Below are 23,246 nucleotides of genomic sequence, written 5' to 3'. Positions count from 1 at the left end.
GATTATTATAATAATGACCGTTGTCAGTGGAACTTAAAAAAGCTGACTCCTGTTCAATACAGAAATCAGCTCTTAGCTTCCTAACTCTCTTTTTTAAAATGTCCTTGACATAGGGACCAGTTTATTACTCCTTACTTTTTAATTTTTATTACTTTAATTTTATATAAGCCAATAAAATACTAGCTTTATTTAAATAATATAAAACAATTCTATTTATTAAATGCCAGTTTTTTTTATCACGAATAAAATAATTAAATTTCACCTATTATAGATTTTATAACTTCCCCACCAAGAATCATACCTGCAACTGGAGGAACAAATGATATACTTCCTGGTATTTGTCTTTTAATTGCACATTTTTTAGTACCACCTGTGCAAACGCAACCAGTCTTACAAGTAACTACATCTTCATCTTTTGGTCTTCTTGGTTTTTCTTCTGAATACACAACTTTAAGATTCTTTACACCTTTTTTTCTTAATTCATATCTCATAACTTTAGCTAAAGGGCAAACTTTTGTATCATATATATCTGCAACTTTAAATTGTGTTGGATCAAGCTTATTACCTGTTCCCATTGATGCAATTATATTAATATCTTTTTCATAGCAATACTTTGCTAAAGCTATTTTAGCTGATACAGTATCTATTGCATCTATCACATAATCAACATCATCTGGAATTAATTCTCCTAAATTTTCAGGAGTAACAAATACTTGATGAGTAATAACATTACACTTTCTATTAATAGTAAGGATTCTTTCCTTCATAACTTCAACTTTTACTTTGCTTATAGTTCCATATGTAGCATGTATTTGTCTATTTAAATTAGTTAAGCAAACAGTATCATCATCAACTAATATTAAGGTTCCAACTCCAGCTCTTGTTAATGCTTCAACAGCAAAGCTTCCTACTCCACCAACTCCAAATACCATTACTTTTGAATTTTTTAGTTTTTCTAGTCCATCATTTCCTATAAGTAATTCTGTTCTAGATAATGGATGTTGTAACATTCACTTCTCTCCTTTTTATATCTTATGTTTAATTTCACAAAAGAATAATTTTAATTTATATCTTATTTTAGACTATTATTTATTTATATACAATAATATTATTTTCCATATAATAAAAAATAATATAGATTAACATAATTTTTATTATTAACAATATATATGTTTTATTTAAGCAAATTTTATTATATGATAATATAAGTTATAAATTGATAGTGGATAATTAATAATGGATATTTAAGGAGGTTTTGCACAGCAAAACTTTAATTAAATTGGTGCATAGTACCTTTTAATTAAAAATCTGCGGGATTTTTTTCTTAATTGTCTATTATGCATTATCAATTATCCATTTTAAAAATATATTTCAAGGAGGCTAATTATGGTTTTAGGAATTATAAGCGCTATGGCTGAAGAGTTAGAATTGCTTCTAAAAGATATGTCTATCGAAGAAGAAACTAAAAAAGCAAATATGACTTTTTATAAAGGAGCTCTAGGAGATAAAAATATAATTGCAGTTGTTTGTGGTATTGGTAAGGTAAATGCTGCCATTTGCACTCAAATATTAATATCTGAATATAACGTCTCTTCTGTAATAAATGTCGGAGTTGCAGGTGGAATTGGTAAAAATATTTATCCTGGAGATGTTGTTGTTGGAACAGATTTAGTTCAACATGATATGGATACAACTGTATTTGGTGATCCTCATGGTCAAATCCCAAGATTAGATACTTTTTCTTTTAAATGCGATGATAAATTAGTTAAGGCTGCTTTAGCCGCATGTGAAGATATTAAAGAAATTAACACTTTCTCTGGTAGAATAGTATCTGGAGATCAATTTATATCAAGCGTTGAGAAAATTCAATGGTTTGAAAAGGAATTTAATGCAATATCTTGTGAGATGGAAGGTGCAAGTATCGCTCATGTGTGCTATTTAAATAATATTCCATGTGTTGTTATTAGATCAATATCTGATAATGCTAATAATGGAGCTCATATGGATTATGAAAAGTTTATTCCTATAGCAGTTAGAAATTCAACTACAATTTTAAAAAGTATGTTAGAAAAACTATAATCAATAAAACAAAACTTTGATATGCTCAATTTATAGTATATAGTTAAGATGTTAAAATTTATTTCTATAGAGAGAGCATATCATATCATTATTTATAGGCTTCATTTCTATAAACATTTAATTTTAGGATATAAGTTTTTATCTTCTTTATCTATTCTATTCTCTAGTAATTTTAATACTCTTTTGCTTTCTATTAAAAATTTATTTTTATCATTTAATATCTTATTTTTAGTATTAAACTTATTTTTAAATTCAATAAATATAGCATGAACATTTCCCATCTCTTCAATATATTCTTTAGAAATGCTTCTTAAGCTACTATCATTATTATTAATTAATTCTGGATATAAAAACTTGTCCTCAGTTTTCATGTGAATATTTAACTTGCCAGCAAGAGTATTTATATCCCAAACTAATTGGTCCAAACTATCCTCCATATTTCTTAAGATCAAAGTACTATTAATTTTTTTAAATAACTTATTTATCTCTAAATGTTGTCTTTCTAGGTTATCTATGTTCATATCATGTAACTCCTATCTTCACTTTTATCTATTTTTAACTTACTTAAATTATAAATAAAAATCATTCTATTTTATGTGATTGAAGTCACAATTCTACTTATTATGAAGCCTTATCTAAATAGGAAAAAATGAACATATATAGTTTCATTATTATTAGCCTCTCTCTAAGTTAATGTAAAGTTATATACGTTTAACCTAAAGTTGAATAAAGAAATTATTCAAATAATGATCTTTTTATAATTTCTCAAGTAAATAAACAAAAACATATACAAGTAAAATGCATATGTTTTTATTTATAATATAATTATTTAAAACATCTTTTTATTAGAAAGCTTTGAATATATCTTTCTTTGCACCACAAACTGGACAGTTTTCTACATTGTCTCCAATTTCAGTGAATCCACAAATTGGACATACATAAATAGTTTCATCACTTATATCTTTTTGTTGTTTAGCCATATCTTGAGCATCTTTAAACATTTTAGCATGTATTTTTTCTGCTTCTAATGCATAATGGAAAGATCTTTGAGCATCGCTTTCACTTTGGAATTTTGCAGTTTCTAAGTAAACAGGATACATTTGCTCTATTTCATGTAATTCCCCATCAATTGCACCTTGAAGATTTTCAACTATATTTGTATGACCAAATACAGCTCCAGCTGCAACTGTTTTATCTCCAACTTGTTCATTTAATACATTAAAGTGATTCTTAGCATGGCACCATTCTGCATACGCAATTCCTCTAAAAAGTCTTGCTATATTTGGATATCCATCTTTCTCAGCTGAATCCCCCCAAATTGTGTAACGCATATGAGCCATACTTTCTCCACCATATGCTGAACTTAAAAAATCTACTGTCATTGCATTTTTTACTGACATAATTTAAACACATCCCTTCTACTAAATAACATTATTATTATTCCAACTTTCTAAATAATAATTCATTATTTTAGTTAAATTATTTTAAAGATAATATTGAATATATTGTATATACAATTATAAACTATGTCCTTCCCCCTAAATTTATACATGTAATTATATAAAAACACTTTAAAACTATATTAATTAATAAATTTTCTGGTATTGCATTTTTAATACTTTATATAAATATATTTTCAAAATTAATTTTTATTTTTCATATAAAAAAGAGCTATAAATTTAAGTATAACTTTTAAGATTTATACCATAGATTTTTATAACTCTTTTACCTTTTTCTTTAATTATTTTTTATTTATAATAATACTTTTTTATTCTCTTTCTATTCCACTTACTTTTCTTATTCAATCTTTTTTCTATTAGTTAGTCTTTTTTACTCATACAACTCTTAGAATTTATGAATAAAAAGACCACTTCTAGGCTTTGGCTCAAACCATGTTGATTTTGGAGGCATTATCCTTCCGCTATCTGCTATATCCATAATATCATCAGTAGTTGTAGCATACATAGAAAAACTAACTTTCATATCTGTATCTGCTCTTCTTTCTAATTCTTTTAGTCCCCTAATGCCTCCAATAAATTTAATTCTTTTAGATTTTCTTGGATCACCTATTCCTAGTATTGGTTTTAAAAGATTATTTTGAAGTATTGATACGTCTAATTGCTCTACAGGATTATCTGGATCGAATATCCCATTTTTAGCTTCAAGTAAATACCACTGTTTTTCTATATACATCCCAAAAGTATGCTTTTCTTTTGGTTTAACTTGTTCATTACTTTTAGTAACTATAAACTTTTCACTTACCTTATTTAAAAATTCCTCTTTAGAAAGTCCATTTAAATCTTTAACAGCTCTATTATAATCTAATACCTCTAACTCACTATCTGGATATGCAATTGATAAGAAATAATTAAATTCTTCTTCTCCAGTATAGTTTTCATTTTCTGCCCTCTTTATATGCCCAACCTTCACTGCTGATGCTGATCTGTGATGTCCATCAGCAATATATAGATATTCCACCGATTTAAATGATTCACTTATTCTATTTATTGTATTTTCATCCTCTATAATCCATACAGTATGTGATATTCCATCTTCTGACTTAAAATCATAAACTGGATCTTTTTTCATCCATTCATTTATTATATTTGAAATATCTTTATTTTCTCTATAAGTTAAAAATATAGGTCCTGTATGAGCATTACATTTATAAACATGATTAATTCTATCAATTTCTTTATCCTCTCTTGTTAGCTCATGCTTTTTTATTATATTGTTAGTATAATCATCTATTGAAGCACAGCCAACCAGTCCGACTTGACTTCTTTCCTTCATAACTTGTCTATAAATATAAAATTTAGGCTTTTCATCCTCTATATAATATCCATTTTCAATCATTTTATCTAAATTTTCTTTTGCTTTTTCATAAATTCTTTCATCATATACATCAATATCAGTTGGTAAGTCTACCTCAGCCTTATCTACATGTAAAAATGAATAAGGATTATCTTTTACCATATCTCTAGCTTCATCACTATCCATTACATCATAAGGTAGTGCTGCTATTTTATCTGCTAATTCCTTTATAGGTCTTGTACCTTTAAAAGGTCTAATAACTGCCATTAAAATTCCTCCTAAATCTATAGCCTAGTTAAAAAATTCCTTTATAACTGAAACTACCTCTTCTCCAATTCTATCTTGTGCTTCCATTGTTGATGCACCAATATGTGGAGTACAGCTAACTCTTGGATGATTAACTAATGCTTCATTTGTATTTGGTTCTACTTCAAATACGTCTATTCCTGCTCCAGCAATTTTCCCACTATCTAATGCTTCTAATAGAGCTTCTTCATCTACAACTTTTCCTCTTGCACAATTTATTATATAAGCTCCATCCTTCATAATATCTAACTCTTCTTTTCTAATTAAATATCCATTTTTCTTATCATATGGAACATGCAAAGAAATAAAATCTGACTTCTTAAGTAAGTCATTTAGTTCTAGAAATTCATAGTTTACATCATCTTGCTTACCAAAAACATCATTATAAACTACATTCATCCCTAATGCTGTAGCTTTATTAGCAAGTGACTTACCTATTCTTCCCATACCTATTATTCCTAATGTTTTACCTCCAAGCTCAATCCCCTCATACTTCTTTTTATTCCATTCACCATTTCTCATAGTATAATTTGAAGTTCCAACAAATCTGGCTACAGCAAACATATGAGCTAATGCTAACTCCGCTACTGAATCTGAACTTGCATTTGGAGTGTTTTTAACTGTTATTCCTTTTTCATGAGCTGTGTATATATCTATATTATCTATCCCAACCCCAGCTCTTATTATAAGCTTTAATTTTCCTACTGAAGCTTTTTCTAATATATCCTTAGTTACTTTTGTTGCAGATCTTACTACTAAAGCATCAAACTCTTTAAGCTTATCTCCTAAAATTCCTTTATCATAATGTTCATCTATAACTTCAAAACCTAATTCTAATAATTTATTAATTGCATTTTCTTGTAAACCATCACTTACTAATATTCTAAACATCTATCTGCCCCCTATTCTCATTACTCATAATTGTTATAAATTATGAATATAAAGGCTACGATAAATAGATATATTCCATAAGCTAAATAACTATGCAAAGAAGTACTAGGATTGGAAAGAATACTCTGCCAAGAGTTTTGGTTAACTCGCTGCACTCAAACAATTAAGCAACACTAAGGCCTAGTAGCTTTTCCCACACCAAGTACTTCTAATTGCTCTCTATATGCTTATTCCACCGTCTATTTATCTTCACCAACTTATATTTCCCAACTTTTAATTATTAAAGAAGGATTTAACCTCATTAATTCACAATTTATAATTATTACTCTAGTCCCAAAATATCATTTATATTACGTAAAAGCTCATTTACATCTTCCATTTGACAATCTGCCATATGAGCTATTCTAAATGTTTTATCTTTTAAGCTTCCATATCCATTTGATATTTGAAATCCTCTTTTTCCTAACTCTTTATTTAATGCAGATACATCTACACCTCTATTATTTTTAACAGTAGTTAAAGTGTTAGATAAATAATTTTCATCAGGGAAAATTTCAAAGTATTTTTTTGCCCACGCTCTTACAACCTTAGCCATCTCTATATGCCTTTCAAATCTATTTTCTAGACCCTCTTTATTTAATATATAATCTAATTGATAATCAAGTGCATACATATGTGGTATAGATGGTGTTGATGGATATTGGTAATCCTTCTTTTGAATATATTTATATAAAGATAATAAATCTAAATAAAATCCTCTATTTGGTACCTTTTCTGCTCTTTCCTTTGCTTTATTTGAAAAAGTACATATTGCCATACCTGGTGGCAACCCTATTGCTTTTTGTGTTGAAGTTAGGCAAATGTCTATTCCCCATTTATCGACTTCAATTTTTGTTCCTGCAGCAGAACTTACTGAATCTACTATAAAAACAACATCTTTATATTTCCTTATAACCTCTCCAATCTTTTCAATTGGATTCATTACTCCTGTAGATGTTTCATTATGAGTCACTGCTACTAAATCATACTTACCTGTTGCTAATGCTTCATCAACCATTTCAGGATTAATTGATTTTCCCATTTCTACTTCAAATAAATCAGCAGGAACGTTATTCGAAGTCGCCATCTCATACCATCTCTTTCCGAATGCCCCAACGGAAAATACAGCAGCTCTCTTTGCTGTACAGCATCTTATAGCACCCTCCATAAGTCCACTACCTGATGTAGTTGAAAGCAATATTTCACTTTCTGTGAAGAATAACTCTTTTAAGTTATTACTAATTCTTCTCTGAAGCTCTGAAGCTTCTTTGCTTCTATGACCAATCATAGGCTTTACCATCTGTTGTAAAACATCTGGTCTTACCTCAACTGGCCCAGGAATAAATAGCTTTTTATGCATCGTTCCACTCCCCCATATAATCTTTATTTTTATTGCTTATTTAATTATTGTTAATTTTACTACTTTTTTACATGATTAACAACTATTTTGCTAATCTTTTTATAATAATATAATTTTATAAATATACTGATATTTTAAACATAATAAAATAATTAATATATTAATTTTTATTATCATATTATGAAATAATAATATTTTTGAATACTTTTTATAAATAAAATAAGGTTATAGCACTTCTATATTATTTAAAAGTACTATAACCTATAGATTTAACTATGTTAATTACGTAAAATATGTACTGCTAACTACTTTTTAGAAATATCCTGATTACTCTTTAATAAATCTCTTATTTCTGTTAATAACTCTTGTTCTACTGTTAATTTATTTTCTTCTTGTTTTTTAACTTCCTCTTCTTTTTTAGCTTCTTCTTCTTTTTTACCATTTAATTTATTTACTACTTTTACAAGTATAAATACTGATAATGCTATAATTAAAAAATCAACTATATTTTGAATAAATAATCCATAATTTATTGTAACTCCATCGTCTAAAACAAATGCAAGATCAGAGAAATTGACCCCTCCTGTTAGAAGTCCAATCGGAGGCATTATAACATCCTTAACTAGTGATGAAACTATTTTATTAAAAGCTCCACCAATAATTACCCCAATTGCTAAGTCTAATACATTTCCCCTCATTGCAAAATCTTTAAATTCATTAACAAATTTCTTTCCCTTTTCCTTCATCTAATCAGTCCCTTCATAATATTCATCAAACGTTAGTATTGACTCTGTTTCCCTACAATATTTCACACACATACATTGTCCCAAATGCCTAGGACACTTATAGCATAGACACCCTTTATCATCCCCATTACATCTTTTTTTATACTCTGGACAATATTTGCAATTTACTCCATTACCTGCTGGCATAATGATACTCCCCCTTAAAATTAATTTATATTTATTTTATCACATGAGTCAATACATAAACTTAGTAATATTTTGCATAGCAAAACAACTTGAATTCTTTCATTTATAAATTGTAGTAACCAATTTTTGCAATTCCCATATATTAATCTCATAAGAGGCTTTTCACTCATAATAGACTGAGAAAACTTCTAACTCCCATCTATATAGACTTTTGGGAACTATACGTTCCCTCTCTCATTAAAATAAAAGAGATTCAATTAAAACTGAATCTCTTTCATTTTTATAAAAACATTTGAAATATTACTAAAAATATAACACCAGGAACCCCTAAGAATCCTGCTATTAATGCTGTTATTGCATTTATTCCTATAGAAAATCCAAAATAAGAACCCACAATATTTGTTAAATATAATAAAACTATTCCTATAACACCATTTATTAAAATTTTTAATGGCCATTTCAAAAATTTTATTAATAAATACAATAAAACTAGTCCTATTAATCCATATAAAATGATATTTAAATCCATATAAATTCCCTCCGATTAATATTATGTATTAGTTAATAATAATATTAATTTATTAATATATTAGTTTATTTTTCTTAATTCTCTTCTTTTAGCCATAGTTATTAAATAATCATATCTAGTTTTAGCCACATCTTCTGCATGTATAGCTAATTCAATTAATTGAGGATCACTTACTGAATTAAATAATGATCTTGCTACTTCCATTTCTGTTACCGCATCTTTTATAGCACTTAATAAATCCAAGTCATCCTCACTATAATCTATCCTATTTCCTTCTATATTTTGCATTAATAAATCTAAGATCGTCCTCTTGTCCATTTCTATCCTCCCAAATAATTTATATATTAGATTAATATCCAATTTTTAACATAAATATTCAGGAATTATGAATTTTTCTTACATTAATGGTGCAAAAACTCTTAGTATAGCCGTTATAAATTTATTTGACCATTTAATTCTATGACAATCTTCTATTGTTATTAATTTACAAGCCTTTAATGTATTAATGAAATCATTCTTAATTTCTATTAATGATTTTGTCTTATAAAGTAAAACTCCACATTCAAAGTGCAGATAAAGACTTCTATAATCCATATTTATAGTTCCTACAACACCTATTTCATCATCTGATACAAATGTCTTAGAATGTATAAATCCAGGTGTATATTCATATATCTTTACTCCTGATTCGATAAGCTGCGCATAATATGCTCTTGTAACCATATGAACATACCACTTATCTTCTATATGTGGAGTAACTATTATAACTTCTATGCCACTTTTAGCTGCTAAAGTTAAAGCCGTTACTAGTTCATTATCCACTATTAAATATGGTGTATTTATATAAACATAGTCCTTTGCCTTATTTATAATATTTAAATATACATTCTCCCCTACTGTTTCATCGTCAAGAGGACTATCACCATAAGGTTGAACATATCCATCTCCTTCAAACTCTTTATGGTAATTTACATATGGCTTATATTTTTCATAGTCTTCTTTTTGACCACAATTAAATTGCCATGATTGAAGAAACATCATGGTTAGATTCCAAACTGCTTCTCCTTTTATCATAATTGACGAATCCTTCCAATGCCCAAATCTAACTATTTCATTTATATATTCATCAGCTAAATTTATACCACCTGTAAATGCAGTGTGACCATCAATTATTGTAATTTTTCTATGATCCCTATTGTTCATTATAACTGATAAAAATGGTACAAATGGATTAAATACTAAACATTTTATTCCCTTTTGTCTTAGTTTTTCATCATACTTATAAGGAAGCGTTCTTAAACATCCCATGTCATCATATATTAATCTTACGTCTACGCCTTCCTTTACTTTTTCTTCTAGTATTTCTAAGATACTATTCCACATTACGCCTTCTTGAATTATAAAATACTCCATAAAGATATAATGTTTTGCATTTTTTAATTCTTCCTTCAGCTTTTTAAAAAATTCTTCTCCAGGCGATAAATATTTCGTAGTAGTGTTTTTATATATAGGACTTGCTGCATACTTATTTAAATATCTTACTTGATTTGCAACACCTTTATCTTCTTCTTCAATTTCATTTAGTATATCTTTATCCTGAGTCAATAACTTAGCTGTTTCATTATGTATATTAATCATTCTAGCCCTAAATTTCTTAGTAGTTTTTCTTAACCCAAATAGCAAATAAAATAATCCGCCAAAAACAGGAACTAATAATACTGGTATAGTCCACGCAAGCTTATATGATGGATTATCTTTAGTACTAACAATATAAACAACTGCAAATATGCTTATTAGAAATAGTAATACATATAGATATACAAAAGATTCTGTAAGCTTCCATATGGCGAAAATAAGAATTGCTAGTTGAATACAAATAAGTAATCCAACAATCGCCATTCTACTAAATAGAAATTTTAATATCTTACTCATACATTCACCTTTCTATTATACTTAAATCTCTTTTCTACCTTCTAATGCCTTTGAAAGTGTTACTTCATCAGCATATTCCAGATCTCCTCCTACAGGTATTCCTGATGCAATTCTAGTTACCTTTATATCTAAAGGCTTCAAAATTCTTGATATGTACATTGCTGTTGCTTCACCTTCGATATTGGGATTTGTTGCAATTATTACTTCTTTAACATCAGCACTCATTCTAGCAACTAATTCTCTTATTCTTATATCTTGCGGTCCTCTTCCTTGCATAGGAGATAAATTTCCATGTAATACATGATATGCTCCATTGTATTCTTTAACTTTTTCCATAGTCATTATGTCTTTAGGCTGTTCTACAACACAAATTATATCCTTGTCTCTACTTGGATTAGAACATATTGCGCAAGGATCCTTGTCTGTAAAATTACCACATATTGAACAATACTTTATTGTTCCTCTTGCCTTAATTAAAGCATCTGCAAATTCTTTAACTTCATCTTCTGGAAGATTTAATACGTGCAATGCTAATCTTTGAGCAGTCTTTTGTCCAACACTAGGTAGTTTTGCAAATTCCTCAATAAGCTTTTCTATAGCAACTGGATAAAAATCCATAAAATCATCCTTTCTGTAATTTGAATATATAAAAAGGCGAAATAAATTCGCCCTTTACGTCTTAACTTTACTTATAATTTGTTTATAAATAATTAAAGATTAATTGTTAATTTATGATTCTTAATTAAAAATCTAAAAACAGTGTAAATTATTATTTATTAAAAAAGTCCTGGTATATTCATTCCACCAGTTAATTTACCCATCTTATTTGCGCTTTCTTCTTCTGCTTTTCTTAATGCTTCATTTACTGCACTAAGAACTAAATCTTCTAGCATTTCAACATCATCTGCATCAACTACTTCTGGCTTTATGTTAATTGAAACTACTTCCTTTTTACCATTTGCTTTTACAACTACAGCACCACCACCAACTGAAGCTTCAAACTCCTTAGTTTCAAGGTCCTTTTGCATTTGCTCCATATCCTTTTGAAGTTTTTGCGCTTGCTTCATTAGGTTGTTCATATTTCCTCCACCAAATCCGCCTGGAAATCCTCCTCTTGCCATAAAAACATCCTCCTTTTATAAAAATCTATTCTTTATTATATAGTATTTTTCTTTATTTTACTATATTTAAGCTACTATTTGTATTAATTTTCATTCTTATTATTCTTATTTTTTATTTCGTTTATGTGCATATATTATAACTTAATTTTATTCATCTAAAATATCTACCATATCAGACCCTAAAGTTTCTAAAAGCATATCTGCTGTTGACTTTTCATTATTTGATGTTTCTTCAACTTCGAAGACAATTTTTATATCTTCTCTAAAAATTTCAGCTAATACTTCTTGTATTATAGCCTTATATTCAGGCTTTTCTAATCTATCTTTATTAAACTTAAATTGATCTTCATATTCAATAGTTAAAACACCATTTTTACATTCTACTGGCTTTCCAGTAAGCATTGATGCATATACTATCATAGCTCTTCTTGCCTTAAATCTTTCTAAAATATCCTTCCATGATCTTTGAATATCATTTAACGTTACCTTAGAATTTTCATTTGCTACTATATCATTATTTCTAGGCTTCGGCTGTTCTCTATTAGGCTTATTAGCAACAGCTTCTTTTTTTGAATCACCTTTATTAGTAGATGCTGCACTTATTACTTTAAGACTACCATTTTTTAATCCTTCTTCAAGTTTATTAATTCTAGTTAAAATAACCTCATTAGATGTATCATATTCTATTTTGCACATTTTAATAACAGCTAACTCTAAATATAATCTTGCTTGTTTGCTTATCTTTGCATTAGATTCGGTTTCTTGAAGAATTCTTATATATCTCATTACTTCTTCTGCTCTAATTTTGCTAGCTTGCTCTTTTATTAATGCTATATTTTCCTCTGACATATCTAATACCTCTTCAGGATTATTAGTCACTTTAGCCATTAATATATTTCTATAATGAGCTATTAAATCTTTTATAAATAGATAAATATCTTTTCCTGCATAAACAACTTCATCTATTATACTAATTGATTTTTCTACATTTCTTTGTATTACAGAATTAGTAAGATTAAATAAATGATCATTAGTAACAAGCCCAAGCATATTTATAAGAACATCATATTCTACTGCTCCATTTCCCATTGATATGGCTTGATCCAATATACTTAAAGCATCTCTCATAGCCCCATCTGATACTCTTGCGATTAAATTTAAACTTTTATCATCTGCAAGAGCATTTTGATCATTAACTATTTTTCTAAGACGTTCTGTAATTTCATTGTTATTTATTCTTTTAAAATCAAACCTTTGACACCTTGAAAGAATAGTAATTGGAAGTTTTTGAGGATCTGTTGTTGCCAAAATAAATATTACGTTATTTGGAGGCTCTTCTAATGTTTTTAAAAATGCATTAACTGCACCAGTTGATAACATGTGAACCTCATCCATTATATAAACTTTAAATCTAGCTTCTTGAGGAGGATATTTAACGTCATCTATAATATCTCTAATTTTATCAACACCATTGTTAGAAGCTGCATCTAATTCAGTTACATCTATTGCTAAACCTTCATTTATCTTTCTGCACATCTCACATTCATTACATGGCTCCCCATCTTTTAACTCTAAACAATTTAAAGCTTTAGCAAATACTTTAGCTGTCGTTGTTTTTCCTGTTCCTCTTGTTCCGCAAAAAAGATATGCATGAGCAATTCTGTCATTTAATATTTGATTTTTAACTGTTGTTGTTATATGTTCCTGACCAACAATATCATAAAAGTTTTGTGGTCTCCATTCTCTATATAAAGCTGTATATCCCATAAAATCATTCCTTAAATTTAATTATTTACTTATATTATAAACTAAAGATGAAAATTAATGAAGGATTGAAAGTTTTAATTTCAAATCCTTCATCTTTATTTTTTCAACATGCAAGTCCTGCAACAAAAACTTTCATTTTATTTTTTCATCATCATTTTCACGACACAACTTACAAATGTTGTAATTATTTTTCGTTAAATTTTAGACAAATCCATCTTTTTCTAATTTCCTACTAAAATTTCATAATATTTGATTATCTAAATCTAATAAATATTCATAATATATTTTCACCTCTAAACCTATTTTATATATATTTTTTTATTTACATAACTTTAAATCAAATGCTCTAAGTAAATTACTTTTAAATAAAGTATTTATTATGATTATCGATATCTATTAATAGATTAAAAAAATAGGTTAATGCAAATCATATTAACTTCCCCTTATGGTATAATATAACTGTTCATCCCTTGGGGTGAAATTAAGATATAGAGGTGAACCTATGACAACAAATTTTATATCAAAAACAGATAATTTATTTAAAGAAACATTAAATGATATTCTTACAAATGGAGTAAGCACAGAAGGTCATAAAGTAAGACCAAAATATAAAGATGGCACTCCTGCACACACAATATATATAAATCAAGTTGTAGAAAAATATGATATCTCCAAAGGTGAATTTCCTATTACTACACTAAGACCTGTTGCATGGAAATCAGGTATTAAAGAAATTTTATGGATATATCAAAAAGCTTCAAATGAACTTTCAGTACTTGAAGAAATGGGTATTACTTGGTGGGGAGATTGGGAAGTTAATGGCACAGGGACAATAGGTCAAAGATATGGTGCTACTGTAAAAAAATATGATTTAATGAATAAGCTATTAGATGGTTTAAAGAATGAGCCTTATACTAGAAGGCATATTATAGACTTATATCAATATGCAGACTTTGAAGAAACACCAGGCTTAAATCCTTGTGCATTTCTTACTGTTTGGTCTGTTAGAGATAAGTATCTTGATGTAACACTTCATCAAAGAAGCTCAGACTATTGTACAGCCGGACATATAAATAAAATTCAATATGTTGCTTTAATGATGATGGTAGCAAGACATGTTGGCCTAAAGCCTGGAGTGTTTATGCACGTTGTAGATAATTTACATATTTATGATAGACATGTAGAACAAGCAAAAGAATTAATAGCAAGAACTCCTAGTGATAAGCAACCTAAATTAATACTTAAAGAAGGTAAAATAAACTTCTACGATTTTACAATTGATGATTTTGAAATGGTGGATTACGATCCCGTTAAACCACAACTAAAATTTGAATTGGGGATATAATTATGATTAGTTTAATAGTTGCCATGGATAAAAATAATGGCATTGGAAATAAAAATAAGTTACTCGCTCATATTTCTGAAGACTTAAGGTACTTCAAAAGAATAACTGATGGTAATACAATTGTGATGGGATATAATACATATATGTCATTACCCAAAAGGCCATTACCTAATAGAAGAAATATTGTTCTTACTACTAAAGACATAAAATTAGATGGTGCTGAAGTAGTTAATTCTATAGAGGAATTATTAAAGTTATTAAATACAGAAGAGGAAACTTTTATATGTGGTGGTGATAGCATTTATAAGCAAATGCTTCCATATGCAGATAAACTTTATATTACTCATATATTTGATGAATTTGAAGCTGACACATATTTCCCAGAAATTACAGACGAATGGGAAATATCAGAGAGTATTTGCCATAAAGAAAATATAAATCATAAACACCCTCATGTATTTACGATTTATACAAAGAATTCTAATAAATAAATTTTATCTTTATACTCTATTACTTTAAAAGATATAGTTACTTAATTAATAACTATATCCTTTTTAAATAAAGAAAACGAGGGTATTCCATAAGGAATTCCCTCGCTTTCTTTGTCCTATTGTATGTTAATCCTATTGAAGAGTAACCTTTGATTAAATAAATATTTTATGTAATACTTAAACATTTATTTTCTACCTTTTACATTAAAAAAACCCTTCTTTTGGTTAGAAAGGTCTAAAAATTAAAACCGTGCACCTAGCTTTGACAGTAATCTATAAGCGTTACTATGTAGTTAGCTCTGGCAAGATTGATCCATATCACACGCAGTAATCGCTTATCGCTGCTTCCTTCCGGACCTGACGAGGTTCACGCACTTACGTCGTATGGGACCTTGCCATCAACACCACTTGCATAGGCAGACCCTACAGATTAAAGCCTAGGCTAGGAATTCAACCCCGCTATAGCGGATTGCGGGTTACAGGGCACCGCTGACTCCCCATCTAGCACGGCTATGGCGGAGAGAAGGGGATTTGAACCCCTGATAGAGTTTCCCCTATACACGCTTTCCAGGCGTGCTCCTTCAACCACTCGGACATCTCTCCATAAAATAATATATAGCTATTTAATTTTAACTACTGCTATATATTATCACATACTAATTCATATTGCAACATTTAAAACTTAATGTAACTATATTACCTAAACAGCCTTATTTTTCTTATTTATCCAAACAATTAAAACTATACCTAACACTATTCCAAGTAAGCTTACCATTTGAGCTGTTCTTAATCCCATAAACATTAAACTATCAGTTCTTAATCCTTCTATGAAGAATCTTCCTATTGAATATAAGATCATATATCCACCAAGAACTATACCATCTTTTACTTCTTTTTTCTTGTAAACAATATAAACTAAAATTGCACAAACTAAAAGATTCCATATTGATTCATATAAAAATGTTGGGTGATAATAAACTCCATTAATGTACATACCTTTTTGAATAAACTCTGGGAACTTACTTATAAACTCTTTAGATACTGGTCCTCCATGAGCTTCTTGATTCATAAAATTACCCCATCTACCAATTGCTTGAGCTAATATAACTCCTGGCATTATAACATCTACATATCTTAAGAAGTTTATTTTTCTATATCTTGCAAATACATATCCAGATAATAACGCAGCTATAACTCCCCCATGGATTGCCATTCCACCATTTCTTATGTTAATTACATCTATAAATGAATTATAATCTTGATATTCAAAGGCTACATAATATAGCCTTGCTCCAATTATTGATATTGGAAAAGTTATTAAAAATGCATCTATTATTACATCATAATCTAAGTTCTTCTTCTTAGCCAAAATATACATTAATAGCATAGCAGCTAACACCCCAAGTGATATTATTATTCCATACCACCTTATTTCTAAACCAAATAATTCAAAAGCTACTGGATTCATTTCATCTCCTCCTCTTATAGTAAATTATTTTAATTATATAACTTTATAGATAATTATACCAAATAAATATGTATTATTTATAAAGACATACTTATAAATTTTATATCTTACTTCTTTGCTTTATAAAAAAAGAAGTTAATAAATCGCTACATTCTTGATTGTAACACCATTTAACATCTACATGCCAATTAAATATATTATAATCTATTAAATTTATAGTAGATCCACAAGCTCCCATATCCTTATTAAAAGTTCCTATAAACAGTCTTGAAATTCTACTTTGTGCTATTGCTGCTGCACACATAGGACAAGGTTCTAAAGTTACATACATCTCACAACCTGATAATCTCCAATTATTCAACTTTTTACATGCCTCTTCTATTGCTAATATTTCTGCATGAGCTGTTGGTAGATTCAATTTTTCCTTTAAGTTATGTTGACTTGCTATAACTTCTCCATCTTTAACAATAACTACTCCAACCGGAACTTCCCCTTTGTTATATGCATTTTTAGCTTCATTTATTGCCCTATTCATATAATTCATAAATACACCTTCTTAATTAAGAGTCTATCTATTATAAATAAAAATGGAGAACTTAATCTTTATATAGTTCCCCATCTTATTTTTTAAAATTAAGTGTATATTCTAACTTTCTTAATTCTATTTTTATCTACTTCTTCAACTACAAATCTAATATTATTAAGCTTGACTTCTTCTGCCTGTTCAGGAAATCTTCCTAATTCTCCGATTACTAATCCTCCTACAGAATCAAACTCCTCTGATTCCATGGTAACTCCTATTAGGTCACCAATATGATCTAATCTAGCACTTCCATCAACGATATATTCATCTTCTTTGACTACTACTATATCGTCATCTCCTTCATCATCATACTCGTCTTCAATTTCCCCTACTACTTCTTCAATTAGATCTTCTATAGTAACTATACCAACATTCCCACCATATTCATCTAATACAACAGCCATGTGGTTTCTATTTTTTTTCATTTCATTAAATAGCTCAGTAATCTTCTTAAATTCAAAAGTATAATAAGGCTCTCTCATATAATCAGAAATTTTAAAATTCTCCTTACTTTGAGAAGCTATTATTAAATCTTTGACATTTAATATTCCTATTACATCATCTATGTTTTGATTATAAACTGGTATTCTTGAGAATTGTTCAGCTTTAATAATGCTTATAACTTCATCATAGGTAGCATTTATATCTACTGCTACCACATCAACTCTTTGAACCATAACATCCTTAACTTGAGAATCTGCGAATTCAAAAACATTAAATATCATTTCTTTTTCAACATCTTCAAGTACGCCCTCTTCTTCACTAACACCTACCATGGTCTTTAGTTCTTCTTCTGTTATAAATGGTTCTGTTGCCTTTGGATCTCCACCTAAAATTCTTATAAATAATCCAGATATAGCTGTAAATATTGCTATAAATGGTCTAAATAACTTAACTACAATATTTATAATTTTACTAACCTTTAAAGCAACACTTTCTGAATTCTGCTTTGCTATAGATTTTGGAGTTATTTCACCAAATATCAATACTAATATAGTCATTACAATGGTTACAACACCTACTGCACCTTCTCCAAAAGCTTTAACAGCAACTGATGTTGCAAGTGCAGATGCTCCTATATTAACAATATTATTTCCTATCAATATTGCTCCTAATAGCCTACTTGGATCTTCAGCAAGCTTTTCAACTAACTTTGCCCCTTTAACTCCCTCTTCTACCATATGTCTTATTCTAATTTTACTTAGTGCCATTAAGGCAGTTTCTGACATAGAGAAAAATCCTGACATCAACAATAATATTACTAATAATACTATCTGCCACGTATAACTCTCCAAATTTATTCACACTCCTAAATTAAATAATTTTTTTATTTTATATTATATCATATCTTAAAATCAATATAGCGGTTTTAATAAAAAATTTAAATATCTTTCTATAATATATAATATTTGCCATAATGCATTTATATAATTAAAATTTTTAAAGTTTATAAATTATTTACTTTCTATTTGTACATACAGATATAAGGCTATAAAATTTTTATATAACCTTTTTTGTAGTTACTTTAATATTTTTCCTGGTAACCACGTGTTTTGTAGTTACTTTAATATATTTCTTAGTAACTACGTAATTAGTAGTTCCCGTAATTTATCTTTTAGTAACTACAGCATATAAATAAATCTTATAAAATTTATCTTACTTTAGTACCTTTATTTATATCCTTAGTATTATCAAGAAACTAAAAAACATAAAACCCTCAAGCCTAATAAATCTATGGCTTGAGGGTTTTATGTGGTATCCCCAACAGGGATCGAACCTGTATCTGTCCCTTAGGAGGGGACTGTTCTATCCATTGAACTATGGAGACATGATTACCAAATAAATTGTATAATAATATTAGGTATATGTCAATATTATCCTACTTCTATAATATCCTCCATAGCAATTATTTATTCTTCCACTCTTTTAATTATTATACCATTTGGCTTTATGATAAAATCCATAGAAACCCTTCTCGACTTGGATTTAATCTTTATTTTAACTACCAAAGATACTTCGTATATTTTACCACATCCATCTAGTGATTTTATTTCATCAATATCAATTATTTCGCATTTTTCAATACAGTACCTTATATTACTTCCATATATAATACACAATTGATTTTCTATATATGGGTTTAAAAGATTAAGTATAATGCCTTCTTCCATACTAATTTTACATTTCTTTTTTCTAAGTATTACAGATCTTGTTTGTTCCATTAGCACACCTTCTTCTGGTGATTTAAGTTCATATTCATCATAATCATCTTCTATATACTTATAATTTTTTAACTTTCCCCAATGCTCAACTTTGTAAAATTCATCAAATCTTGAATTAAATTTTATAAATATGTCTGACTCATCTAACTTATTGTGTTTTTTTATTAACCCTAAATCCCCCTGCCTTATAGCTGTAATTGCTAATGGTAAAGCATCTCTAAATATTCTATTTCTTTGTGCTACTTTATTTTTATCTCTTTCATTCCCATCTACATTTAAATGAAGACATAAAACATAATTTTTACCATTTTCGCACCACCTGCCATATACCTCATCTCTTTTATCAGTCACATGCCCTTTATCATAATCTTTCGCAACTGTTATTAATATATCCCCCGTATTATCTGAATGAGTAACTGTATAGTTACGGGGACTTATCGGTCCATCTTTAGATATCCCCTTTTTAAAATCAATTATAAGTTTATTTGGGTCTAGCTTATCCAAACTCTTCACCTCTAAAATACTTTTTATTACCTACTATATGTTTATTATATTTATATAGTTACTTAATTAGAAATTGAATTTATCTATTTATATCATTACAGTACATTATAAAACTTTTGTTAATTTTTAATTGTATCTCATTACTATAATTATCCCTATAATTATAGTTATTTAGTCCATACTGTTTTGTTAGCCCCTTCTGTTTCGTTAGACCCATTCAAATATTAAATTCATGTTTGAAAGTTATCTGTTTATTTACTTTTATATGTTTTAACTTTGTTATATACTTTATTTATGGAATTTTTATAAATTATTGAAAGGATTTGATTTACATGCTTAGATCTATTGCTTGGTATATAGTTTTCTTCATAGGTTTACTAATTAGTATTCCTAGTATGATAAAAACTAAAAGACTTGATAAAAAAGGTCTAGAAGAAGAAAAGGAAAAATTAGTTTATAAGGCAACCAAAGTTTGGTCTGATAGTCTTTTAAAAACTGCTGGTGTGAAGGTTACAGTTCATGGTCTAGAGAATCTTCCTAAAGACCAAAATGTATTATTCATAGGAAATCATCAAGGAAATTTTGATATTCCAATATATATAAGTAAAATCCCTGGATTAAAAGGATTTGTATCTAAAATAGAGGTAAAGAAAATTCCTGGAGTTAGTACATGGATGGAATACATGCATTGTATCTTTATGGATAGAAGCAATTTAAGAAAATCTGGAGAAGCTATAATACAAGGTATTAAAGTATTGAAGAATGGGCATTCATTAGTTATATTCCCAGAGGGTACAAGAAGTAAAGGTGATAAAATGGGCGAATTTAAAGCTGGTAGCTTTAAGTTAGCTACGAAGTCTAAAGTTCCTATAGTACCTATTACAATGAGCGGATCTTATAAAATAATGGAATCTAATAAGAAAAAATGGATTGTAAAACCTGCTCACGTAGATTTGTATATCCACCCAGCTATAGAAACTGCTAAATTAGCTAAAGAACAACAAGATGAGTTACCTAAAAAAGTTTATGAAATCATTAAAAGCAAATTACCTAATTAAAAGAGTTAAAAATGAAAGAATAAAAGAGTGAAAAAATTAATGAGGTAATTCAATACAGTTGAATTATGAAAATGGAAGAGTTAATAAAAAGATAGCAGATAAATTATTTTTACATAATCTATCTGCTATCTTTTTATTAAAAGGGTTTTGCACTTATTCATTCTAAATTTTACGCAGTAGGCATTTAATACTTATTTAAATGTTGAATAATCCAAATAAACTTAGTATGAAGCCTCATCAAATGAAGAATTAACCTCATTAATGATCGGAAAGTTAATACATATTATTAAATTTAATTCTCATTTAAGCAGTTACTTCATTCTCTGCTATTACATTTTTTATCCACTTTCCTGATTTCAATCTTCTTCTCTCAAAACAAATTTTAATAAACTCTTCTGTGCATATTAACAAATATACAAAAGTTATTGGTAATTTAAAAGCTATAGCTGATAAAAATGCCATTGGAACTGCATAAAACCAAACCGTACCTAATTGCACTAATGTGGAATAAAGGGTATCCCCACCACCTCTAAATATACCAACAATCATAACTACATTATAAGATCTTATAGGACATATTAAAGCCATTACTCTTAAAACTGCTACAGTATCATTAAAGGTTCCTGCTTCTACATTGAAAGGCCTAACTATTTGAGGTGCTAAAACCCAAAGTAAAACCCCTATTATTAATCCAAGTACCGGTGCAACTTTTCCTATTTTATGCGAATAGTCAACTGCAATATCTTCCTCATTTGCACCTATCTTATTACCAACCATAATAGATGCTGCTGAAGCTAGTCCTATACACAATACCATAAACATATTGTTTAAAGTTGTTGCAATTTGCATTGTGGCAACAGCGCTTGTCCCTATTTGTGCATAAGCAATTGAATATGCAGTCATTCCTAATGACCATAATAATTCGTTTGCTATAACAGCTGCTGATGTATTAAAGTATATTTTCACAAAACTTATATCAAAGGCAAGTAATTCCTTAACTTTTGAAGATATAATATTCTTTTTACCATATATTATTACAATTATATAAAGCATTTCTATAGTACGTGCTATAGTTGTAGCCAAAGCTGCTCCTGCTACCCCCATTGGTTTTACACCTAAGTTTCCAAAAATAAATACCCAGTTTAAAAATGCATTACTTAACACTCCTATTAAGCTTGCATACATTGGTGCTTTTGGTTGCTCAGAACTTCTAAGAGCTGAAGAAAAGCCTTGAGTAAAATTAGTAAATATAAAGCTTACTGCAATGATTCTTAAATATTGAACACCTAATTCTATAACCTGAATATCCCTTGATAAAATCTTCATTATTGGCTCTGCTATAATAAATGCAGCTCCTCCAAATATTAATGAGGCTATAAATCCAATAGTAATATCTAATCCAAGCACCTTTTTAATACTAGTTATATCTTTTCTTCCCCAATATTGAGACATAAATACACTAGCACCTGCATTTATACCAGAAATACATAGCATAAAAATAAAGAAGTATTGATTTGCTAATCCTACAGCAGCAATGGCTTCTTCTCCTAACCTACCAACCATTAAATTATCTACAAGATTTAATGATGAAGTAATAAAATTTTGAAATGTTATTGGTAAAGCTAATGTAAGCATTGTCTTTATAAATGTCTTATCCTTTAGTACCTTTTTCATCTAACCCCTCCCACTTTTGTTCATTTAATTAAATGCATAAAAAAAGAGCATATGGGTAGTCTGGCCGCCCATCTGCTCATTATCACTTACTTTTTTCCTTAGTTATTTTCTAATAATTATTTAAATTTGTC

The 23,246-nt window shown here is 28.5% G+C and carries 24 protein-coding genes, 2 tRNA genes and 1 other RNA gene; 5 read left to right on the top strand and 22 right to left on the bottom strand.

Annotated features, from left to right (window positions below; all coding sequences use genetic code 11):
• The coding region (locus J7M87_RS13440) for an IS3 family transposase (RefSeq protein ID WP_291648866.1) at positions 1–84 on the top strand (84 nt) is incomplete at its 5' end.
• Between the two features lie 167 nt (positions 85–251).
• On the opposite strand, the gene J7M87_RS13435 is transcribed toward J7M87_RS13440, so the two are convergent.
• The gene (locus tag J7M87_RS13435) at positions 252–1,010 is read right to left on the bottom strand and encodes a tRNA threonylcarbamoyladenosine dehydratase (RefSeq protein ID WP_291651550.1); all 759 of its coding nucleotides are present in this window, start codon (positions 1,008–1,010) and stop codon (positions 252–254) included.
• A gap of 376 nt (positions 1,011–1,386) precedes the next feature.
• Here J7M87_RS13435 and J7M87_RS13430 point away from each other — a divergent pair, with 376 nt between their 5' ends.
• The gene (locus J7M87_RS13430; protein ID WP_291651548.1) at positions 1,387–2,079 is read left to right on the top strand and encodes a 5'-methylthioadenosine/adenosylhomocysteine nucleosidase; all 693 of its coding nucleotides are present in this window, start codon (positions 1,387–1,389) and stop codon (positions 2,077–2,079) included.
• 107 nt (positions 2,080–2,186) lie between these two features.
• On the opposite strand, the gene J7M87_RS13425 is transcribed toward J7M87_RS13430, so the two are convergent.
• The 13 genes from J7M87_RS13425 to dnaX all read right to left on the bottom strand — a co-directional run bounded on the left by J7M87_RS13425 (position 2,187) and on the right by dnaX (position 13,770).
• Entirely contained in the window at positions 2,187–2,600 is a 414-nt protein-coding gene (locus tag J7M87_RS13425; protein WP_291651546.1) for a hemerythrin domain-containing protein, read from the bottom strand.
• 324 nt (positions 2,601–2,924) lie between these two features.
• A complete protein-coding gene (locus tag J7M87_RS13420; protein WP_291651544.1) occupies positions 2,925–3,479 on the bottom strand; it encodes a rubrerythrin family protein in 555 nt (184 codons plus the stop codon).
• Between the two features lie 445 nt (positions 3,480–3,924).
• Complete coding sequence (locus tag J7M87_RS13415) at positions 3,925–5,160, bottom strand: DUF1015 family protein (RefSeq protein ID WP_291651542.1); 1,236 nt, start codon at positions 5,158–5,160, stop codon at positions 3,925–3,927.
• Between the two features lie 24 nt (positions 5,161–5,184).
• Complete coding sequence (locus J7M87_RS13410; RefSeq protein ID WP_291651540.1) at positions 5,185–6,090, bottom strand: D-2-hydroxyacid dehydrogenase; 906 nt, start codon at positions 6,088–6,090, stop codon at positions 5,185–5,187.
• Between the two features lie 322 nt (positions 6,091–6,412).
• Positions 6,413–7,489, bottom strand: a complete 1,077-nt coding sequence (locus J7M87_RS13405; RefSeq protein ID WP_291651538.1) for an alanine--glyoxylate aminotransferase family protein — start codon at positions 7,487–7,489, stop codon at positions 6,413–6,415.
• 305 nt (positions 7,490–7,794) lie between these two features.
• Complete coding sequence (gene mscL / locus J7M87_RS13400) at positions 7,795–8,235, bottom strand: large-conductance mechanosensitive channel protein MscL (RefSeq protein ID WP_291651536.1); 441 nt, start codon at positions 8,233–8,235, stop codon at positions 7,795–7,797.
• On the bottom strand, positions 8,236–8,421 hold the full coding sequence (locus J7M87_RS13395; protein ID WP_291651534.1) for a hypothetical protein: 186 nt from the start codon (positions 8,419–8,421) through the stop codon (positions 8,236–8,238). It lies immediately after the preceding gene.
• Between the two features lie 280 nt (positions 8,422–8,701).
• Positions 8,702–8,950 carry a pro-sigmaK processing inhibitor BofA family protein gene (locus tag J7M87_RS13390; RefSeq protein WP_097034409.1) on the bottom strand — a complete coding sequence of 83 codons (249 nt, stop codon included), beginning with the start codon at positions 8,948–8,950 and terminating at the stop codon, positions 8,702–8,704.
• Between the two features lie 60 nt (positions 8,951–9,010).
• Positions 9,011–9,268: a DUF2508 family protein gene (locus J7M87_RS13385; RefSeq protein ID WP_291651532.1), complete on the bottom strand. Its 258-nt coding sequence runs from the start codon at positions 9,266–9,268 to the stop codon at positions 9,011–9,013.
• 78 nt (positions 9,269–9,346) lie between these two features.
• Positions 9,347–10,882 (bottom strand): cardiolipin synthase, encoded by a 1,536-nt coding sequence (cls, locus tag J7M87_RS13380; RefSeq protein WP_291651530.1) that lies wholly within the window; start codon positions 10,880–10,882, stop codon positions 9,347–9,349.
• 21 nt (positions 10,883–10,903) lie between these two features.
• The gene (gene recR / locus J7M87_RS13375; protein WP_291651528.1) at positions 10,904–11,500 is read right to left on the bottom strand and encodes a recombination mediator RecR; all 597 of its coding nucleotides are present in this window, start codon (positions 11,498–11,500) and stop codon (positions 10,904–10,906) included.
• Positions 11,501–11,658: 158 nt separating this feature from the next.
• Complete coding sequence (locus tag J7M87_RS13370) at positions 11,659–12,003, bottom strand: YbaB/EbfC family nucleoid-associated protein (RefSeq protein ID WP_008675995.1); 345 nt, start codon at positions 12,001–12,003, stop codon at positions 11,659–11,661.
• A gap of 147 nt (positions 12,004–12,150) precedes the next feature.
• Positions 12,151–13,770 (bottom strand): DNA polymerase III subunit gamma/tau, encoded by a 1,620-nt coding sequence (gene dnaX / locus J7M87_RS13365; protein ID WP_291651527.1) that lies wholly within the window; start codon positions 13,768–13,770, stop codon positions 12,151–12,153.
• Positions 13,771–14,272: 502 nt separating this feature from the next.
• Here dnaX and J7M87_RS13360 point away from each other — a divergent pair.
• Both J7M87_RS13360 and J7M87_RS13355 read left to right on the top strand, forming a co-directional pair.
• Positions 14,273–15,115: a thymidylate synthase gene (locus J7M87_RS13360; RefSeq protein ID WP_291651526.1), complete on the top strand. Its 843-nt coding sequence runs from the start codon at positions 14,273–14,275 to the stop codon at positions 15,113–15,115.
• 2 nt (positions 15,116–15,117) lie between these two features.
• Positions 15,118–15,606: a dihydrofolate reductase gene (locus J7M87_RS13355; protein ID WP_291651525.1), complete on the top strand. Its 489-nt coding sequence runs from the start codon at positions 15,118–15,120 to the stop codon at positions 15,604–15,606.
• A gap of 248 nt (positions 15,607–15,854) precedes the next feature.
• On the opposite strand, the gene ffs is transcribed toward J7M87_RS13355, so the two are convergent.
• From ffs to J7M87_RS13320, 7 genes are all read right to left on the bottom strand, one after another.
• Positions 15,855–16,116: signal recognition particle sRNA large type (gene ffs / locus J7M87_RS13350), an RNA gene on the bottom strand.
• Positions 16,117–16,119: 3 nt separating this feature from the next.
• Positions 16,120–16,209, bottom strand: a tRNA-Ser gene (locus J7M87_RS13345).
• Between the two features lie 97 nt (positions 16,210–16,306).
• Entirely contained in the window at positions 16,307–17,074 is a 768-nt protein-coding gene (gene lgt, locus J7M87_RS13340) for a prolipoprotein diacylglyceryl transferase (RefSeq protein ID WP_291651524.1), read from the bottom strand.
• 100 nt (positions 17,075–17,174) lie between these two features.
• A complete protein-coding gene (locus J7M87_RS13335; protein WP_291651523.1) occupies positions 17,175–17,618 on the bottom strand; it encodes a nucleoside deaminase in 444 nt (147 codons plus the stop codon).
• Positions 17,619–17,707: 89 nt separating this feature from the next.
• Entirely contained in the window at positions 17,708–18,952 is a 1,245-nt protein-coding gene (locus tag J7M87_RS13330) for a hemolysin family protein (RefSeq protein WP_291651522.1), read from the bottom strand.
• A gap of 458 nt (positions 18,953–19,410) precedes the next feature.
• A tRNA-Arg gene (locus J7M87_RS13325) sits at positions 19,411–19,485 on the bottom strand.
• An 82-nt stretch (positions 19,486–19,567) separates the two neighbouring features.
• Positions 19,568–20,392 carry a staygreen family protein gene (locus tag J7M87_RS13320; protein WP_291651521.1) on the bottom strand — a complete coding sequence of 275 codons (825 nt, stop codon included), beginning with the start codon at positions 20,390–20,392 and terminating at the stop codon, positions 19,568–19,570.
• Positions 20,393–20,715: 323 nt separating this feature from the next.
• Here J7M87_RS13320 and J7M87_RS13315 point away from each other — a divergent pair, with 323 nt between their 5' ends.
• Positions 20,716–21,441 carry a lysophospholipid acyltransferase family protein gene (locus tag J7M87_RS13315; RefSeq protein ID WP_291651520.1) on the top strand — a complete coding sequence of 242 codons (726 nt, stop codon included), beginning with the start codon at positions 20,716–20,718 and terminating at the stop codon, positions 21,439–21,441.
• Positions 21,442–21,744: 303 nt separating this feature from the next.
• Here J7M87_RS13315 and J7M87_RS13310 read toward each other — a convergent pair whose 3' ends face one another.
• Positions 21,745–23,115, bottom strand: coding sequence for an MATE family efflux transporter (locus J7M87_RS13310; RefSeq protein ID WP_291651519.1), 1,371 nt, complete (start codon positions 23,113–23,115; stop codon positions 21,745–21,747).
• Between the last annotated feature and the right edge of the window lie 131 nt (positions 23,116–23,246).

It is taken from the genome of Clostridium sp., assembly GCF_017888565.1.
In the GTDB taxonomy this organism is placed as follows: Bacteria; Bacillota; Clostridia; order Clostridiales; family Clostridiaceae; genus Clostridium.
This window is presented reverse-complemented; position numbering and strand designations above follow the sequence as displayed.

Excerpts from the sequence above, each read along its gene's own strand:
- J7M87_RS13435 (WP_291651550.1), bottom strand. The coding sequence starts at position 1,010 with ATGTTACAACATCCATTATCTAGAACAGAATTACTTATAGGAAATGAT.
- J7M87_RS13430 (WP_291651548.1), top strand. The coding sequence starts at position 1,387 with ATGGTTTTAGGAATTATAAGCGCTATGGCTGAAGAGTTAGAATTGCTT.
- J7M87_RS13425 (WP_291651546.1), bottom strand. The coding sequence starts at position 2,600 with ATGAACATAGATAACCTAGAAAGACAACATTTAGAGATAAATAAGTTA.
- J7M87_RS13420 (WP_291651544.1), bottom strand. The coding sequence starts at position 3,479 with ATGTCAGTAAAAAATGCAATGACAGTAGATTTTTTAAGTTCAGCATAT.
- J7M87_RS13415 (WP_291651542.1), bottom strand. The coding sequence starts at position 5,160 with ATGGCAGTTATTAGACCTTTTAAAGGTACAAGACCTATAAAGGAATTA.
- J7M87_RS13410 (WP_291651540.1), bottom strand. The coding sequence starts at position 6,090 with ATGTTTAGAATATTAGTAAGTGATGGTTTACAAGAAAATGCAATTAAT.
- J7M87_RS13405 (WP_291651538.1), bottom strand. The coding sequence starts at position 7,489 with ATGCATAAAAAGCTATTTATTCCTGGGCCAGTTGAGGTAAGACCAGAT.
- mscL (WP_291651536.1), bottom strand. The coding sequence starts at position 8,235 with ATGAAGGAAAAGGGAAAGAAATTTGTTAATGAATTTAAAGATTTTGCA.
- J7M87_RS13395 (WP_291651534.1), bottom strand. The coding sequence starts at position 8,421 with ATGCCAGCAGGTAATGGAGTAAATTGCAAATATTGTCCAGAGTATAAA.
- J7M87_RS13390 (WP_097034409.1), bottom strand. The coding sequence starts at position 8,950 with ATGGATTTAAATATCATTTTATATGGATTAATAGGACTAGTTTTATTG.
- J7M87_RS13385 (WP_291651532.1), bottom strand. The coding sequence starts at position 9,268 with ATGGACAAGAGGACGATCTTAGATTTATTAATGCAAAATATAGAAGGA.
- cls (WP_291651530.1), bottom strand. The coding sequence starts at position 10,882 with ATGAGTAAGATATTAAAATTTCTATTTAGTAGAATGGCGATTGTTGGA.
- recR (WP_291651528.1), bottom strand. The coding sequence starts at position 11,500 with ATGGATTTTTATCCAGTTGCTATAGAAAAGCTTATTGAGGAATTTGCA.
- J7M87_RS13370 (WP_008675995.1), bottom strand. The coding sequence starts at position 12,003 with ATGGCAAGAGGAGGATTTCCAGGCGGATTTGGTGGAGGAAATATGAAC.
- dnaX (WP_291651527.1), bottom strand. The coding sequence starts at position 13,770 with ATGGGATATACAGCTTTATATAGAGAATGGAGACCACAAAACTTTTAT.
- J7M87_RS13360 (WP_291651526.1), top strand. The coding sequence starts at position 14,273 with ATGACAACAAATTTTATATCAAAAACAGATAATTTATTTAAAGAAACA.
- J7M87_RS13355 (WP_291651525.1), top strand. The coding sequence starts at position 15,118 with ATGATTAGTTTAATAGTTGCCATGGATAAAAATAATGGCATTGGAAAT.
- lgt (WP_291651524.1), bottom strand. The coding sequence starts at position 17,074 with ATGAATCCAGTAGCTTTTGAATTATTTGGTTTAGAAATAAGGTGGTAT.
- J7M87_RS13335 (WP_291651523.1), bottom strand. The coding sequence starts at position 17,618 with ATGAATTATATGAATAGGGCAATAAATGAAGCTAAAAATGCATATAAC.
- J7M87_RS13315 (WP_291651520.1), top strand. The coding sequence starts at position 20,716 with ATGCTTAGATCTATTGCTTGGTATATAGTTTTCTTCATAGGTTTACTA.
- J7M87_RS13310 (WP_291651519.1), bottom strand. The coding sequence starts at position 23,115 with ATGAAAAAGGTACTAAAGGATAAGACATTTATAAAGACAATGCTTACA.